11 protein-coding genes and 1 other RNA gene are annotated in these 16,567 nt (G+C 70.9%); 4 read left to right on the forward strand and 8 right to left on the reverse strand.

Translation table 11 applies throughout. From position 1 onward, the window contains the following. Positions 1-56: 56 nt before the first annotated feature. Positions 57-437, reverse strand: a transfer-messenger RNA (tmRNA) gene (ssrA, locus tag Q8W71_RS22265). Here ssrA and Q8W71_RS22270 point away from each other — a divergent pair. Both Q8W71_RS22270 and Q8W71_RS22275 read left to right on the forward strand, forming a co-directional pair. Then, complete coding sequence (locus Q8W71_RS22270) at positions 429-1,283, forward strand: CPBP family intramembrane glutamic endopeptidase (RefSeq protein WP_370875505.1); 855 nt, start codon at positions 429-431, stop codon at positions 1,281-1,283. The genes ssrA and Q8W71_RS22270 overlap by 9 nt on opposite strands. 199 nt (positions 1,284-1,482) lie before the next feature. Continuing rightward, positions 1,483-2,379: a thymidylate synthase gene (locus tag Q8W71_RS22275; RefSeq protein ID WP_305527599.1), complete on the forward strand. Its 897-nt coding sequence runs from the start codon at positions 1,483-1,485 to the stop codon at positions 2,377-2,379. Between the two features lie 105 nt (positions 2,380-2,484). Here the strand turns inward: Q8W71_RS22275 and Q8W71_RS22280 are convergent, their stop codons facing one another. The 4 genes from Q8W71_RS22280 to Q8W71_RS22295 all read right to left on the reverse strand — a co-directional run bounded on the left by Q8W71_RS22280 (position 2,485) and on the right by Q8W71_RS22295 (position 6,618). Beyond that, complete coding sequence (locus Q8W71_RS22280) at positions 2,485-2,676, reverse strand: hypothetical protein (RefSeq protein ID WP_305527600.1); 192 nt, start codon at positions 2,674-2,676, stop codon at positions 2,485-2,487. A 507-nt stretch (positions 2,677-3,183) separates the two neighbouring features. Next, complete coding sequence (locus tag Q8W71_RS22285) at positions 3,184-4,578, reverse strand: FAD-binding oxidoreductase (protein WP_305527601.1); 1,395 nt, start codon at positions 4,576-4,578, stop codon at positions 3,184-3,186. 85 nt (positions 4,579-4,663) lie between these two features. Continuing rightward, the gene (locus tag Q8W71_RS22290; protein WP_305527602.1) at positions 4,664-5,146 is read right to left on the reverse strand and encodes a nucleoside deaminase; all 483 of its coding nucleotides are present in this window, start codon (positions 5,144-5,146) and stop codon (positions 4,664-4,666) included. 422 nt (positions 5,147-5,568) lie between these two features. Continuing rightward, on the reverse strand, positions 5,569-6,618 hold the full coding sequence (locus Q8W71_RS22295) for a helix-turn-helix domain-containing protein (RefSeq protein WP_305527603.1): 1,050 nt from the start codon (positions 6,616-6,618) through the stop codon (positions 5,569-5,571). A gap of 265 nt (positions 6,619-6,883) precedes the next feature. Between Q8W71_RS22295 and Q8W71_RS22300 the strand changes: the two genes are divergently transcribed. After that, complete coding sequence (locus tag Q8W71_RS22300; RefSeq protein WP_305527604.1) at positions 6,884-11,827, forward strand: S8 family serine peptidase; 4,944 nt, start codon at positions 6,884-6,886, stop codon at positions 11,825-11,827. Positions 11,828-12,160: 333 nt separating this feature from the next. Here the strand turns inward: Q8W71_RS22300 and Q8W71_RS22305 are convergent, their stop codons facing one another. The 3 genes from Q8W71_RS22305 to Q8W71_RS22315 form a co-directional block, all read right to left on the reverse strand. Further along, on the reverse strand, positions 12,161-13,147 hold the full coding sequence (locus Q8W71_RS22305) for a dipeptidase (RefSeq protein WP_305527605.1): 987 nt from the start codon (positions 13,145-13,147) through the stop codon (positions 12,161-12,163). A 71-nt stretch (positions 13,148-13,218) separates the two neighbouring features. After that, positions 13,219-13,746 carry a 4-vinyl reductase gene (locus tag Q8W71_RS22310; protein ID WP_305527606.1) on the reverse strand — a complete coding sequence of 176 codons (528 nt, stop codon included), beginning with the start codon at positions 13,744-13,746 and terminating at the stop codon, positions 13,219-13,221. Positions 13,747-13,872: 126 nt separating this feature from the next. After that, positions 13,873-15,216: an MFS transporter gene (locus Q8W71_RS22315; RefSeq protein ID WP_305527607.1), complete on the reverse strand. Its 1,344-nt coding sequence runs from the start codon at positions 15,214-15,216 to the stop codon at positions 13,873-13,875. Positions 15,217-15,652: 436 nt separating this feature from the next. Here Q8W71_RS22315 and Q8W71_RS22320 point away from each other — a divergent pair, with 436 nt between their 5' ends. After that, entirely contained in the window at positions 15,653-16,561 is a 909-nt protein-coding gene (locus Q8W71_RS22320; protein WP_305527608.1) for a LysR family transcriptional regulator, read from the forward strand. Positions 16,562-16,567: the final 6 nt, after the last annotated feature.

A 16,567-nucleotide genomic window follows, 5' to 3' on the forward strand; every position in this document is an offset into this window, starting at 1 on the left:
CGCTCTGTCCGGCCTGCCCGGCGCCCCGCCGCGGATGGCTGGACCGAGGATTCTGAAGTGAAGGCTTCTGTTGCCAGGTGCCTCCGAACCCCGCCTATGCGGTGCTACCCGCTAGGACTTCAGATCGGTTTTGGGGACCGCTTACGCGGCCACCGCCACCGGAGCAAAGTTGTCGTTGGCAACTATTGCAATGGCCCGATAACGGCGGAACCATGCCGAGCGAAAGCTCAACCTTTACGCCCTCGTCGATCCTATTTCGCCCCCGCCAGAGCCCAAGCGCACCCCGCGGCCTTGCGGCCATCGGTCCTGGGTTCGGGTGGAGGCGCCGGGTACCGCCCCCGGGTCCGATAGGTTTATTGCGAAGAACGTTTATCGCCATAGCCGGCCTCGCGACCGGCAGGGCGAATATAGAGGGGATCGGCCCGGTTTTGAAGCCCGAACGCGCCGCGTCCGCGCCCGAAAGCGGGGTTGAGCCGGGGCCTGTTGCCGGAAGCGCGCAGTGGTGCGCCGAGACCCGGGCCGCGCGGGGCGCGCCGCCCCCCCGGGCGGCGGCCCGGGCGCTCGCGGCGATGATCGCCACGGCGCTGGCCTGCCTCGCCGCCGCGAGCCTCCTCTCGCTCGCCGTGGTGCGCATCGGCTTCGACCTGTGGGCGGGGATCGACCCGTTCCTGCCGCCCGAGCGGCGACCGTTCCTCGGCGCGGTGGAACTCGCCCACCGCGCCTTCGCCGTCGACGCCCTCCGACAGGTCTTCCTCGCCGCCCTCGTGATCGGGATCGCGGTCCGGCGGGCGGGCGCCGGCTGGCGGGCTCGCCTCGCCCTCGACCGCGAGCGCCCGAACGGCATGCGGCCGGTCGCGCTGCTCGCCCTGCTGCTGGTCTGGCCGGTCCTGCACATCGCGTGGGTGACGGGCACGGCGGAGGTCTTCGGCGCGAGCTTCGGCCGGCACGTCCGGCTGTCGCCGTTCCTGAGCCCGGCGGCTGTCGCGGCGTGGCTCGTCTACCTCGCCCTGCTCGCTCCCGTGGCCGAGGAGCTGCTGATGCGCGGCGAGTTGTACGCCCGCGCCCGCGAGGGGCTCGGCCCCGCGGGCGCGATCCTCGCCACCGCCGCGATCTTCGCTGCCGCCCACGTCTCGTCCTTCGGGCTCGCCCGGCCGGTCTCGCTGGTGCCGCTCGCCCTGGCGCTCGGCTGGCTGCGCTGGCGCACCGGGCGGCTCTGGCCCTGCGTGGCCCTGCATGGCTGGTCGAACCTCGCGCTGGTCGCCTACCTGCTCTGGCCGGAATGAGCGAGGCCGTGCATCCCGGTGCGCCGGGCGCCGCTTAACCCGTTCGAAAAGGCCGGACCGCTACCGAGGATGTGCGCGAGCCCCGGCCGGTCCCGGGCGGCGGACGGGGCTCGAGGCCGGGCCCGATCGCGTGATGACGGGGTCCGTCCGGGCTCACCGGTGCGCCCGTCGGCCCGCCGCGCTGTGGGGGAGCGTGACCATGCCACACCCGGAACGGCAATATCTCGACCTGCTCGAACGGGTCCTGGAGACGGGCGACGCCCGCATCGACCGCACGGGCGTGGGCACCCGCTCGGTGTTCGGCGCGATGATCCGCTTCGACCTGTCCGGCGGCGACGCGCCGATCCTCACCACCAAGCGCGTCTACTGGAAGACCGCGGTCAAGGAGATGCTGTGGTTCCTCACCGGCGGGACCAACATCCAGGCGCTTCTGCGCGACAACGTCCGGATCTGGACCGACTGGCCGCTGGCCCGCTACCGCCGGGAGACGGGCGAGGTGATCACGCAGGCAGCGTTCGAGGAACGGATCGTCGGGGACGACGCCTTCGCCGCCCGGTGGGGCGAACTCGGCCCGGTCTACGGCAAGCAGTGGCGGCAGTGGCTGGGGGCGGACGGACGCGCGCACGACCAGATCGCCGAGCTGGTGCGGACCCTGCGCGAGAACCCCGCCAGCCGGCGCATGCTGTTCCACGGCTGGAACGTGGCCGAGATCGGGGACATGGCCCTGCCGCCCTGCCACATGGTCTACCAGTACCACGTGACCTCGGGCGGCCGCCTGAACTGCCTCCTGTTCCAGCGGTCCGCCGACCTGCTGCTGGGCGCGCCCTTCAACTTCGTGGGGGCCACCGCGCTCCAGTTGATGCTGGCGCAGCAGGCCGACCTGACGCCCGGCGAGCTGGTCTGGGTCGGCGGCGACGTGCACCTGTACCTGAACCACCTGGAGCAGACGCGCGCGCAGCTCGCGCGCGAGCCCCGGCCCCTCCCGCAGATGCGGCTGACCCGCCGAGCCGCCAGCATCGACGCGTACGGGATCGCGGATTTCGCGGTCGACAACTACGCGCCCCACGCCGCGATCCAGGCCGACGTGGCGGTCTGAGCGCGGCTCGGCACGCCCCCGCTGGCCGGGACTCCGGTTAAGCGAGGGACGCTCAAGACTCGCGGTTGCGACCGCGGGCGCGGCGACGCGCCCGACGCCCTCAGATCACGCCGCCGTCCGGTAGTGCCGGAACACCGACCACAGCGAGATGGCCACCGAGCCGAAGACGACGAGGAAGACGAAAAAGGAGTTCTCATGCCCCGCGCCGTTCTTGGACGACAGGTGCGCCAGGCAGAAACTCGAAACGCACACGGCAGTGGCCCAGAAAATCCAGGCCTTGAGGTTGAAAGCCTTCACGCTGCTTCCTCTTGGGATTGGCTCTTCGCGATCAGCCCGTCCCAGGCGCTTTTCTCCCGGTGCGGGCTGTCGCTGGCCGGGGGCCGACCGTCAAGGCGGCGGCCCCGCCCGCGAAGCATGGCTCGGCTGCGTGCGGCCGGGGCTCCCGGCCCTGGTCCCGCCGTCACGCCTGCGTGTCCGGCCTGAGGCCGTGCCGTCGGGCGGGCCGCGGCATCCCCGTCCCCGTCCACCCGCGGACCGAGGCCGGCTCCCTCGCCGCCGGTGATCACCTGCGCGCTCGCGGGTGATCAGGACCGGCGGCGCCCATGTCCCGCGTCCAACGAGGGTGATCGGCCCCCGGCCGAGATCGCCGCGGCTCGCGAACGCCAGCGCATCGTCCTGGATGTCGGATCCAGGACGATGCGCTGGCCCTTTGATTTTGCATCATCTTTTCCGAAAGCCGGTGACAACCTTTCGGGACGATGCTCTCTCTTCCGCCTCGGTGGACGATCGCGGCGTCCTCGCCGCTCAAGGCCCGTCGAAGCCTTCGCGGTAATCGAAGAAGACGCGATCCGGATCATACGCGTCGCGCAGGCGGCGGAGCCGCGCCCACTTCTCGGGCGTGAAGGCCTTCGGCACGATGTCGGGTTGATCGGCCGTGTTGGACTCGCTGATGTAGTACCCGATCTTGTAGGGCTCCAGGGCCGCCGTCATCGCCAGATGCCAGTCGGCGTTGGCCTGATCCGCCTCCGCATCCCGCCACATGGTCCAAGGACCGCCGTAGACCTTCGCGGTCATCGAACGGGCCATGTCGCGCTGCGGCCCCGGAACGTCGGGGCCGCAGAAGATCGTCAGCAGGAACACGGTAGTCGCCGACGGCGCTGCCGGCCACAGGGGAAGGATGGCCTCCATCAGCGCCCCGGGACTGTGGTTGGAATAGGTCGCCTCGACCCGAGAGCGAACGCCTTCCGGAAAGAGCGCACCGGAGGCATCGAAGAGCTGCTCGAAATCGAGCGGCACATGGGTCGAGCGCGACAGGGCCCGGATCGGCGCCTGCTCCAGCGGCTGCAACGCGAGCCCGGCCGCTTCCGGGGTCTCCTCGAAGGCCGTTGCGGTCACCATGCAGACCCAACCGTTCTGCGCGGCGGCCGCGTCCTTGAGCGCCGGTGGCGCCTGGACGATGAACTGACTCAGCTCGACGCTCGGAGACATCGTCGGCGCCCTGTCGCCGAGCCAGTGGCCGATGGCCGGCGCGTCATCGAGCCGGAAGAAATACGTGCTGCCGTGAATGGCCTTGGGGAGCGGGTGGAGCTTGAGGACGTACTTCGTGACGACTCCGAAGAAGCTCGACCCTGCACCGCGCGCGGCCCAGAAGACATCGGGGTTCTCGGTTTCGCTGGCCGTGATCAACTCTCCCTGGGCGGTGACCAGTTCGACCGCCTCCAGGCTCTCGGCGCCGTAGCCCCAGACCGTGGGATTCCAGGCCATGCCGCCGCCGAGGAAATAGCCGCTGGCCTTCACCTGCGGGCAATGGCCGGTCGGAAAGGCCAGCCCCAGGGGATTCAGGGCCCTCTGAATGTCGCGGTTGCTGATGATGGGCCGGATCACGGCCCTGCGGCCCGCCGCGTCGATCGAGACGACATCGGTGAAGTTCTGAAGGTCGATCAGGATGCCGCCGTTGCGCAGCGTCGGCTGGCACCAGTTGTGTCCGCCGCCGCGGACCACCACCTTCACGCCGTTCGCGCGGGCGAACCTGATCGCGGCGATGATGTCCTGCTCGTCCGCGGCCTGCACGACGACCTGCGGCGCGCGGTCGGGAATCAGCCGGTTCCACAGCGTGCCGTGGATCGCGTCCGGGAACCGCGCGTCGTCCGGCGCGATGACCGGGCCCCGACAGGCCCTCTTCAGGCTCTCGATGTCCATGTCTGAAGCACTGCGCGCGGGAGGACCCGCCCGGACGGAGACGACCGAGCGGGCCTGAACTGCGATCCGGTGCGGGATCGGGGGATCAGTAGGGGACGCGGTCCGCCTTCTGGGAATACTTCTTCCACACCTCGACCGCCTCCTCGCGCATGATCTGCTCGGTCGGGATCGAGCGGTCGCCGACGTCCTTCTTGAGCTCGGCGTAGATCATGCTGTCGTCGAAGCCGCCGTATTCCAGCGCGTCCTCGACCTGGGCGGCGTAGTAGACCCTCTTGATGCCGGCCCAGTACGCGGCCGCCATGCACATCGGGCACGGCTCGGCGCTGGTATACAGCGTCGCGTCGCGGAGCTTGAAGCTGCCCTGCGACTTGCAGGCCTTGCGGATGGCCTCGATCTCCCCGTGCCAAGTCGGATCGTTCTCCGCGACGACGCGGTTGGCGCCTTCCGCGATGATCTCGCCGTCCTGAACGATCACGCAGCCGAATACCCCGCCGGCGCTGTCGATCAGAGACGTCTTCTCCGACAAGGCGATCGCGCGGGCCATGAACTCTTCGTGCTTGCCGGTCATGGGAACCTCTACCCTGGGACTAGACGGTGATCGATGAAACGGAAGGCGACAGGGGGTGCAGGCCTGCCACGCGGCCGCAGGGGCCGATGCGCGCAACTCAGACTTCCCGCCGCGAACCCTGGCCCGGTCGGCATGCACGCTTCCCGACCGGCACCGAGTCCATCACACTTCGCCTGCCGAACCGATAAACATGCTTTTCAAGTTGCCGTCAATATGGTCAAGCTTCGATTATACATCGTTTTGTAAACACGAAGAACACGAACATTGACGAAACCATTCGAAGTTTAAGCACTCGGCAAGAGCGTTTTCTGCATCGGCGCAGCGGCTCTCCAGCGCGATAGAGGACACGGAAGCGTCCGAGGCTCGGATCTCCGAGACGCACGGACAAGGAAAAATTGGGGATGCCGCACCGGCGCGTGCGCTCACAGGCTCTCGATCCAGGTGCGCAGGATCGCGGTGTCGACGCGGGCCGACCCGGCGGCGACGTGGTGCAGCGTGGCCGCGCTCGGAATGAAGCCGAACCGGCGCTTGAAGGCGCGCCGGAAGGTCCGCTCGTCCGAGAAGCCCGCCGCGAACGCGACCTGCGAGACGCGCGCCGGTCGCGGCGCCGCGCCCCGGATCAGCAGGCGCATCGCGTGCATCAGGCGCCGGTCGCGGATGTAGGAGACGATGCCGTTCGGGGAGAACAGGCGGTAGAGCGTCGAGCGCGACAGGCCGAGCCTGTCCGCGATCAGGGCGGGGCTGAGATCCGGGTTGCCGAGTTCCGCCTCCACGAAGCGGCGAACCCGGATCCGCAGATCCGGGTTCTGGCCTGCCGGGGTCGCGTCTTCGCGGCCCGTCAGCCACGTCGCGCAGAGCCGCGTGATCGCCGACGAAGCCGACAGGGCCTCGCGCTGGTCGAGGCGGTCGCCGCAGGAGACGACGTTGGCGGCGAAGGCGTGGACCAAGCGCCCGAACGGATCGCCGTCGTGGTCGAGGGCCTGGCCGTGGAGCGCGTCCGGCCGGCAGCCCAGCGCCTCGAGCCGCGCCCGGGGGATCACGACGTTCGTCGCGTCGACCGCGCCCGCGACGATGCGCACGGGCTGGGCGAGGTCGAACACGATGCAGTCGACATCCGTGACGCGGCGCGTCAGCCGCTCCGTCTCGACCACGCTCTCTCCGCGCCGGTAGAACTGCAGCAGGACGTGATCGATCCCCTGCTGCTGGATCATGTCCGGCGTCCGCTCGAGGGTGTGAGCGGGCGCGATCACGTCGCCGAGGAGGAGTTCGCCGAGATGGTAGCTCCGCATCGCGATCGGCGCGCTCAGATCGGTCTCGGGCCTAAAGCTGACGGCGAAGACCGGCGCGATGTGCTCCCGCCACGCCCGGCCGAGGTCGCGCCGGTCGTCCGGCGGCTCGAACCGCAGGCACCGGACCGTGGCCTCCGGCGCCGGGTCGCGATCCCCGGCGGTGCTCGCCTCATCATCCCGCATCGATTCCGCTCGGATCCTGTTCCTGCTCCCGGCCGACGTGACCCGTCGAACGCCGTCCGTCCCCGCGTTCTGGCGTTCCGCTCGGCCGCTCGGCCCACCGGGTCTTCCAGCAGTCGTGACAAGGGGGCGTTCCGTCTCAAATGGGGGTGACGCCAGTGCCAAGTGTTGTGCTGGCGGGTTGCTGTGGCCACGGCGTCATAGGGGCCGGTTCGCGGCGATTGTATCGGCTTTATGTCTCTCCCCGTGACATGGACAAGAGTCGCCCGTGATATCGTCTTTCGCCGCACGGACGCTGAACGTCGGTCGGGCCGATGAACGTCTCGGGATCCCGCAGCCGCGGCGGGGCCTCCGGACACGCCCGTGGCTGAAGCTGAGCTGCTCGCTGACCGCGCTGGCCGCGGCCCTGGGGCCGGCCGCCGCGCAGGGCATCGACGTCCCCCGCTCGCCCTCGACCCTCGGCCTGACGGCGGCGGACTTCGACACGCCCGAGTACCGGGCCGATTACGGCCTCGCGCAGATCAACGCGGCGACGGCCTACGCGCGCGGCTTCACCGGCCTCGGCGTGCTGGTCGCGGTCTACGATTCCGGCATCGACGCGAACAACCCCGAGTTCCGGGGCCGGATCTCGTCCGCCTCGGGCAACTTCTTCACGGGCGTGCGAGCCGGGGAACTGGCCCCGGGCTACGTCACCCCTGGCCCCGACTTCGACGACGCGCACGGTACCCACGTCTCCGGGACGATCGGCGCCGCCCGCAACGGCGTCGGCATGATGGGCGTCGCCTACGAGAGCACCAACCTGACGCTCTACACGCTGGCTTCCGACCAGCTCAAAGTTGATCTCGGGGGACTCGACGACGCTGGGCCGGCGGCGATCGACCACGCCACGCGGCAGCGGGCCCAGGTCTTCAACGGAAGCTACGGACCGACCCTGTCGGCCCCGACCGACAGGAATGGCGCCAGGAACCCGACCTACCGGAGCCTCTCGCGGCAGGAATACGCGCTGTCCGACATGGACGAGTACAACGCGCTCAAGCGGGCGGCCGACAGCGGCATGCTCCTGGTCTTCGCCGCGGGCAACGACCGCCAGAGCCAGCCGGACGTCACGCAGAATCCGAGCGGCGCCGCCCTCTACCCGTACATCAAGCCCGCCAACGCCGGCAGCGGCGTCTACCAGTTCTACACGAACACGGGGAACAGCCCGGACATCGCGCCGACCGGTCCGGTCGATCAGAGCCGGATCGACTTCTCCGGGCTCGCGGGCTCGATCGTGTCGGTGGTGGCTGTCGATCGCAACAACCGGATCGCCGATTTCAGCAACTGGTGCGGCGTCACGGCGGCGTGGTGCATCGCGGCCCCCGGCGTCCAGATCGTCTCGACCGTGCAGGTCGGGAACGGCCCGGGCGGCTCGAACTACGGGGTGATGAGCGGCACCTCGATGGCCGCCCCGCACGTCGCGGGCGCCGCGGCGGTGCTGATGCAGGCCTTCCCGTTCCTCACCGCCCCGCAGATCGCCCAGACGATGTTCACGACCGCCACGAATATCGGGCCGGCCGCGATCTACGGCTGGGGCCTGCTCAACCTCGGCAAGGCGATCGACGGGCCCGGACAGTTCACCACCACCTGGACGGTGGACACCAAGGGCTACAACGGCCGCTTCGCCAACGACATCGGCGGAGCCGGCGGGCTGATCAAGACCGGAATCGGCACGCTGCAACTGTCCGGCACCAACAGCTACGGCGGCGGCACCGCGATCAACGGCGGCACCCTGGCGGTGTCGACTGACCGCAACCTCGGCGCGGCGAGCGGGGGGCTGGCCTTCGGCGGCGGCACGCTGGAGGTGCTGGCGGACGGCTTCAGCACCGCCCGGCCGATCACGCTCAACGGACCGGGCACCCTCCAAATCGACCTCGGCACCGCGGCCTTCGCCGGCGCGGTGGCGGACGGGACCGGCCCCGGCTCGCTGACCAAGACGGGTCCCGGCACGGCGGTGCTGTCGGCCGTCAACACCTATACCGGGGTGACCACGGTCGCGGCGGGTACGCTGGCGCTCCAGGGGGCCGGCTCGATCGCCGCCTCGCGGCTCGTCTCCGTGACCGGCACCTTCGACATCTCCGGGGTCGCGGGCGCGGGCACCAGCGTGACCACGCTCGCCGGGGCCGGCCAGGTCGCGCTCGGCGCCCGCACGCTGACCGTGTCCAACGGCTCGACGTCCTTCGACGGCACCCTCTTCGGCACGGGCGGGTTCACCCTCGCGGGCGGCCGGCTGGCGCTGACCGGGACCAGCACCTATTCCGGCGCGACGACGGTCACCGGCGGCTCGACCCTGGTGGCCTCCTCCACCGCCTCCCTCGGCGACGGCAGCACCACCAACGCCCTGGTGTTCGACCGCGGAACCCTGCTCGCCGCCGGCCGGATCGACTCGCCGGCGAGCCGGCCGGTGCAGATCGCGAGCGCGGGCACGATCGATACGGGCGGCAACAGCGTGTCGATCGCCGGCGCGCTGGGCGGGCCCGGCGCGCTCACCAAGGCCGGCGCCGGGACGCTGACGCTCTCGGGCACCGGCGCCCATGCCGGCGGGACCGCGGTCGCGGCCGGGACCCTGGCGCTGACCGCGACCGGCAGCCTGCTCGCGCCGGTGAGCGTGGCCGCGGCCGGCACCTTCGCCAATGCCGGCCTCGTCGCCGCCAGCGTGACCAACGCCGGCCTCACCACGAACGCGGGCACGTTCGCGGGCGGCGTCGCCAACGCGGGGATCCTGTCCAATACCGGCGCGATCACCGGGGGACTGGCGAACGTCGGCCTCGCGTCGAACACCGGCACGATCGCCGGCGGCGTCACCAATGCGGGCGTGCTGGCCACGGCCGGGGCGATCACCGGGGGCTTGCGGAACACCGGCACGGTGGTGGCGAGCGCCGGCCGCATCGACGGGTCGGTCGTCAACGCGGCCGGCACCGTCGCCGTCGCGGGCGCGGTGGCGGGCGACGGCGGCTTCGCCAACGCGGCCGGCGCGAGCCTGAACGTCGCCTCCGGCGGCGCCTACGCCCTCGGTGGAACGCTCGACAGCGCGGGCACGGTGTCGGTCGCCCCGGGCGCCGCGCTGTCGGCCGCCGCGATCGGCAATGCCGGCCTCCTCGTCAGCGACGGCGCGCTGAACGGGTCCGTCTCGAATACCGGGGTCGCGCGGCTGTCGGGCCTGCTCACCGGCGCGCTCGGCAACGCGGGCACCGCTCTGATCACCGGGCCGCTGGCCGGCGTCACCGCCCTGGTCAACGACGGGGCGTTCGACCTCGGCGGCGGCGCGCTGACGGCCGCGAGCCTGTCGGGGGGCGCAGGCGGCGCCATCGGCAACGGCCGCCTGACGGTGGGCAGCGCCGCCGCATCGACCTATGCCGGCGCCTTCGTCGACGGCGGCAGCGCCACCGGGCTCACCAAGGTCGGGAGCGGGACGCTGACGCTCACCGGCACCGGCCGCATCTCCGGCCCGACCGCGGTCGAGGCGGGCACGCTGTCGCTCAACGGCCTGTGGACCGCGCCGGTGACGGTCGCCGCGGCGGGGACGCTGCGCGGCATCGGCACCGTCGCGGCGCCGATCCTGGTGGCGGGCGCCCTGCGGCCGGGCAACTCGCCCGGCACGCTGACGGTGGCCGGGCCGGTGACCTTCGCGCCCGGCAGCACCCTCGGCCTCGACATCGACGGCACCGGCACCGGCACCGGGGCGGGCAGCTACGCCCGGCTGCTGGCGGTGGGACCGACCGGCGCGGTCGCGGCCGGCGGCACCCTCGCCCCGGCCCTGCGCGGCATCGCCGGCAGCGCCACCAACGGGTTCACGCCCGCGCTCGGCCAGCGCTTCAACGTGCTGGTCGCCCAGGCCGGGCTCGGCGGATCGTTCGCGGGCCTCGCCCAGCCCGCCGCCGGCCTGCCGGCCGCGACGCGCTTCGACGCGCTCTACGCCGCCGACGGCCTCGATCTCGTGGTCACGCCCGCCGCCTACGGCAACCTCGCCGCGGTCGGCCTGCCCCAGAGCGGCAACGCCCGCGCGGTCGGCGCGGCGGTGGACCTCGCCCGCCCGGCGGCGGGCACCCGGCCGGACGCGGCCCGCGCGCGGGTCTACGACGCCCTCTACACCGCGCCCCCCGCCTTCCTCGGAGCCGGCCTCGCGAGCCTGTCCGGCCAGACCTACGGCGACGCGGTGATGGCCGACCTCGCCGCCCGCCGACTCGTGGCCGACACGATCGACCGGCACCTCACCGGCGGCGGCGGTGCGATGGTGGGCCTGAGCGCCGGCGATCCCGGAATCGGGCCCAACCGGACGGCGATCGAGCTGCGCGCCCGGCCCGGTGCGGCCCCGTCCGCCCCCGCCCTCGCGATCGGCGAGGGTCGGATCTGGGCGGACGCCCTGTACGGCCGCGGCGACCGCGCCGGCGACCGGGCGGCCGCGGGGGCGGGCTTCGATGCCGGCGGCCTGCTGCTCGGCGTCGACCGCTCGGTCGGACCGAGCACCCTCGTGGGCGCGGCGTTCAGCTACCTGCGCACGGACGGGTCGTCGCGCGGCACGGGCGGCAGCTTCGGGCTCGGGCGCTTCGCCGCGGACAGCTACGGCGGTACGCTCTACGCCAGCACCCGCCTCGGCGACGTCGTCCTGCGCGGGCAGGCGGGCGGGTCCTACGTCGACGCGCGCATCGACCGCACCGTCGCCCTCGGAGGATCGCCGGCGCGGGCGAGCGGCGCTCCGACGGGCGGCGATCTCGGCGTGTCCGGGTTCGCGGGCTACGCGCTCCGCACGGGGCTGCCGGTCGACGTCATCCCGGAGGTCGGGTTCAGCTACGACCGGCTGATCCGGCGGCGCGCCGACGAGCGCAACAGCCTCGTCGCTCAGTCCTTCGCCACAGCCGACCTCGACGCGGCGCGGACGCTCGTGGGCGGTCGCGTCGCCGGCCTCGGCGCGTTCGGCGTGGACGGCCTGCGCGTCGACGCCCGCGCCTACTGGGCCCACGAGCTGGCCGACACCGCCGCCGTGGTGCGTTCCGCCCTGTTCGGCGCGCCGTTCGCGTCCCGGACGAGCGCGCTCGCCCGGGACGGGGCCGTCATCGGCCTGAACGTCGGCGGCGCGGTCGCGGCGGGGACGTATCTCTCGCTCGCCTACTCGGCCGAGCTGCGCCCGGGCGCCACGGCCCAGATCATCTCGGCAGGCCTTCAGGCCGCGTGGTGAGGGGCGTGCGGCCGCCGGTCGGCGCGGTCGCCCCGTCGTGCCGGACCCGCGTGCGCCGGAGCGAACAGCACCGGCGCGATCGAGAGCGATCCGATCGTCCCGCGCGTCCGGACGATCGCGGCGATCCGCGCGACGCTAGAGGGCGAGGGCGTGCGCGTCGTCGGCAACGAGCGGGAGGGCTACGGAGTCCTGCTTCGCCCGCGCCCGGAAGCCCCGCGCCCGGACGGGGGGAGCCGCGTCGGCTGACGCGTCCGCACGGCGCCTCGCGCTGCGTCGCGCCTCCGGCAAGGCGGCGCGACAGGAACCGCGATCCGTCCGTCCTCGGACGGCAGATCAGATGCTCCAGACGCTGTCGAGCAGGTTGATCCAGTTGCGCCCCAGCACGTTCTCGATCTTCCGGTCGCTCCAGCCGGCACGCCCCATCGCGTCCGCGATGTTGGGGAAGTCGCTGATCTTCTGGAAGCCCGCCGGGTTCACCACGGCACCGAAATCCGTCAGCCGGCGGCCGAATCCCTTGTCGTGCGTGATCCAGTCGAAGAACGCCTGATCGTAGCCTTGCGTGAAATCGGTGCCGATGCCGACGGAATCCTCGCCGACCAGGTTGATGACGTAGTCCATGGCGGACACGTAATCGTCGATGGTCGAGTCGACGCCCTTCTGCAGGAAGGGCGGGAACATGGTCACGCCGACGAAGCCGCCCTTGTCGACGATGTAGCGCAGCTCGTCGTCGGACTTGTTGCGGGGGTGCGTCTTCAGGCCGGACGGCAGGCAGTGCGAGTAGGCGACGGGCTTCGTCGAGGTGTCGATCACGTCGCGCGAGGTCTTCGGGCCGACATGGCTGAGATCGCACAGCATGCCGACGCGGTTCATCTCCAGCACGACCTCGCGGCCGAAGTCGGACAGGCCGCTGTCGCGGCTCTCGTAGCACCCGCTCCCGACCCAGTTCTGCGTGTTGTAGGTCAACTGGACGATGCCCACGCCGAGCTTCTTCAGGATCTCGACGTACCCGATCCGGTCCTCGAACGCCGACGTGTTCTGCATGCCCAGGATCACGGCGGTCCTGCCCGCCTCCTTGGCGGCCCGGATGTCGGCGACGGACTCGGCGCGGACGATGTAGTGGGAGAACTCCCGGAACCACCCGTTCCACGCGGACAGGTTGCGGACGGTCTCCTCGAAATTCTCCCAGACGCTGCACGTGCAGTTCGCCGCGCTCAGGCCGGCTTCGGACATCTCCCGGAAGACGTCCTCGCCCCATTTCGAGATGATGAGGCCGTCGACGACGATGGACTTGGAGTAGAGCTCGTGCCGCTCGTGCGCCATGGCAGGGTATCCGCTGTGTTCGATGGGGGCGAGGTGGGAGGATGCCTCGATCGGCCGTGGTGGGTCGGGGTTCAGGGGTTCAGGCTCGCTTCGAAGCGGCAGGCGGCGTCGCCCAGCGCCTGGCACTGCACTTCCCGGCACGTGATCGACGAGAATCCCAGGCCCTTGTCTTCGGCGAGATAGGTGAGGCCGCCGACGATGAACCCCTCGAACATGTAGCAGACGGGGTGCTCCGCTTCCGCCGACCGGCCGAGGACGTAGATCGAGTTCACGAGCCGGATCGTCGCCGTGCCGCGCGCGAACGCCGCGTCCTCCAGCGTGAACTGACCCCAGCCCCGGGTCGACAGCCGCGCGAGGTAGTGCTCGAAGACCGCGACGCCGTCCAACCCGCGCGCCGCGGCCTGCTGCTTGCACCAGAAATAGGCCGAGCCCGCGCCGGACTCGGTCAGCACGTCCCTGTAGCGCTCGCGGCCGAGCGCCCGCTCGACCGAGTCGTGGATCCCGAGCATGAAATGCCGGGGGATGTAGACCATCGGCAGGCCGTCCGTCGTCCAGACGCCGGTGCCGTCGTCGACCTCTATGTCTACGGCGGGTCTCATCGCCTTCCTCCGCTTGGGTATCGTCGATTCATCACAGGCCGCGACGGACGGGGGGCCGCCTCCGGGCGTCGCGGGCGACTTCGGCATGGCACGGGCGATCGCGCGACCGCCCGCGCCATGCCCCGCTCACGTGAGGGCCGGGTTCACCGCGGCCGCGTCGATGCGGTCCCCGAGCGTGTCGTCGGACAGCGACTTCCGGTAGGTCTCCGGAAGCGCGAGGCCGCCCGCCATCGCCAGCAGCGCGATCCCCATCAGGTAGAAGGCCGGGGTGAGGGTGCTGCCGGTGGTGGAGATCAGCCACGTGGCCATCAGCGGCGCGGTGCCGCCGAACACCGTGTAGGACACATTGTAGGTGAACGCCGACGCGGTGTAGCGATTGCGCGTCGAGAACGTCTCGGACAGGAGCGCCGCCGTCACGACGTTGCAGACGAGCGCCCCGATCGCCAGCAGCAGCACGCCGCCGATCGCGTTCACCAGCGATCCCGAACTCGCCAGCCAGAACGCCGGCAGCACGGCGACCAGCGTCCACACGCAGACGGACGCGATCGTCTTCCGCCGGCCGACCCGGTCGGTGAAGAGGCCGGCGACCGGGCAGGCGGCGGCGGAGAACAGGAGCGCCACGGTCGAGACCAGGAGCGCCTGCGGACGGCTCAGGCCGCCCGCGACCTGGAGGAACGTCGCGAAATACGTGGTGAAGGTGTAGAACGAGAGCGCGGTGAGCGAGATGAACGCCCCGAGCCGGCACATCGCGTAACCCTGGGTGCGCAAGGTCTCGGACAGCGGCGAGTGTGCGTGGTTCGCCGCCTCGGCCGCGATCGCCTGGAAGGCCGGCGTCTCGTCCATCCGCCACCGCAGGTACAGCCCGACGACCCCCAGCGGGGCGGCGATCAGGAACGGCACGCGCCAGCCCCAGCTCCCCATGGCCTCGGCGGACAGGGCGTTCTCCAGCGCGAACGCGATCAGCGCGGCGGCGGCGAAGGCCGTGAACGTGGAGACCGGGATGAAGCTGCCGTACCACCCGCGCCGGTGGCGGGGCGCGTGCTCCATCACGTAGGCGATCGAGCCCGCATACTCGCCGCCCGCCGAGAAGCCCTGGATGCAGCGCAGCAGGGTCAGCAGGATCGGCGCCAGGATCCCGATGCTCCCGTAGGTCGGCAGCAGGCCGATCAGCGTCGTGGCGGACGCCATGAGCAGGATCGTGACCGAGAGGATCGTCTTGCGCCCGATCTTGTCGCCCAGAACGCCGAAGAAGATCCCGCCCAGGGGGCGCATCGCGAACGCGACGGCGAACACGCCGAACGTCTTCAGCAGCGAGAGACTGACGTCGGTGCCGGGAAAGAACTGATTGGCGATCGCGGTTGCCAGGAAGCCGTAGACGGCGAAATCGAACCACTCGACGAAATTGCCCAGCGCCGCCGCGCTGATGACCTTCCGCAGCCGCTGGGGCGTAACCTCGGTCACATCCTGCATCGCTCGCTCCTCCTCTGCCGTCGGGTTGCGCACGCACGACCGTGCGAACACAGTGAATCTGCGCTGATACGGCGGGCAATGTCCCGATTTTTGTATTTTTTTTAGCCTGGAGGCTTATGTTTTAGATTTTACGTCGATTTTAATCGTCACGGTCGCCGAAAGATGCTTGTGTTCGCGACCGCGGTTCCGCAAGCACGTCCCGTGCCGCGAGCTTGATCTGTCGAGCGATAGAAGAAACCGAAGGTTCTCCTCCGCTGACCGGGTTCGAGATGCGAAGACGCACGCCCTCTGCGGTGCCTCGCATCTGTCGGAGGCGCTCGCCCGTTCTCGGGCTCGACGCCTCCCACGACTCGGGAGCATGGGTGGTCGGGGCGCGATTGTGAAATATCAAATGGGGCTTTATTGATAGCTCTTGGTTATCGAAGTGCGGGCGCGCATGAGCATCGATCTGCGCCATCTCAGGGCCTTCGCGGCCCTCGGCCGGGAGCTGCATTTCGGGCGGGCGGCCGACGGCCTGCAACTGGCCCAGCCCGCCCTGACCAAGACCATCAAGCAGCTCGAAGCGGAGGTCGGCGTGCCCCTGCTCGTGCGCACGACCCGCCGCGTCGAACTCACGGAGGCCGGCAAGGTGTTCCTCGCCGAGACGACGAGCGTCGCGGCGCAGATCGCGCAGGCGGTCGAGCGGGCGCGCTACGCCGCGCGGGGCCTGCGCGGCGACCTGCGGGTGGCCTACACCGATTTCGCCATCAACGGCCGCCTCCCGCACTTCCTGCGCGACTTCAACAGCGCGCACGGCGACATCCGCCTGGATCTCGTCTTCATGCCGACGGTCCACCAGCGCGTCGCGATCCTCAAGCAGACGATCGACGTCGGCTTCCTCTACGGCGAGTCCAATCACCGGGCGGTCAAGTGCCTGAACTTCGATGCGGGGACGTATGTCGCCGTCCTGCCGGCCAACCACCCGCTGGCCGCCAAGGAAGTCCTGACGCTGTCGGAGCTGAGGGACCAGAAATTCGTCTTCGGCACGGGGGATAGCTGGTCGATCTTCCGGAACGACGTGTTCGCCGAGTGCCGCGCGCGCGGCTTCTTCCCCGACATCGCCCTCGAAGCCACGAACACCGACGGCATCTTCGGGCTGGTCATCGCCGGGGCGGGCGTCGCCGTGTACTCGAGCTGCATCGGGAACCTGCCGCGGCAGGGGGTGGCGGTCCGCCCGTTGAGCGACCTGTCGACGAAGCTGCCGATCACCGTGGTCTGGGAGCGCAGCAACCGCTCGGAGCTTCTGGACACGTTCCTGCGGTTTCTCCGCCGCTGGACGCAGAGGGCCGCGTCCGGCGGCGGTTGAGACGCC

The organism is Methylobacterium amylolyticum (genome assembly GCF_030700245.1).
Classification (GTDB): domain Bacteria; phylum Pseudomonadota; class Alphaproteobacteria; order Rhizobiales; family Beijerinckiaceae; genus Methylobacterium.

Excerpts from the sequence above, each read along its gene's own strand:
- Q8W71_RS22275 (WP_305527599.1), top strand. The coding sequence starts at position 1,483 with ATGCCACACCCGGAACGGCAATATCTCGACCTGCTCGAACGGGTCCTG.
- Q8W71_RS22285 (WP_305527601.1), bottom strand. The coding sequence starts at position 4,578 with ATGGACATCGAGAGCCTGAAGAGGGCCTGTCGGGGCCCGGTCATCGCG.
- Q8W71_RS22290 (WP_305527602.1), bottom strand. The coding sequence starts at position 5,146 with ATGACCGGCAAGCACGAAGAGTTCATGGCCCGCGCGATCGCCTTGTCG.
- Q8W71_RS22295 (WP_305527603.1), bottom strand. The coding sequence starts at position 6,618 with ATGCGGGATGATGAGGCGAGCACCGCCGGGGATCGCGACCCGGCGCCG.
- Q8W71_RS22305 (WP_305527605.1), bottom strand. The coding sequence starts at position 13,147 with ATGGCGCACGAGCGGCACGAGCTCTACTCCAAGTCCATCGTCGTCGAC.
- Q8W71_RS22310 (WP_305527606.1), bottom strand. The coding sequence starts at position 13,746 with ATGAGACCCGCCGTAGACATAGAGGTCGACGACGGCACCGGCGTCTGG.
- Q8W71_RS22315 (WP_305527607.1), bottom strand. The coding sequence starts at position 15,216 with ATGCAGGATGTGACCGAGGTTACGCCCCAGCGGCTGCGGAAGGTCATC.
- Q8W71_RS22320 (WP_305527608.1), top strand. The coding sequence starts at position 15,653 with ATGAGCATCGATCTGCGCCATCTCAGGGCCTTCGCGGCCCTCGGCCGG.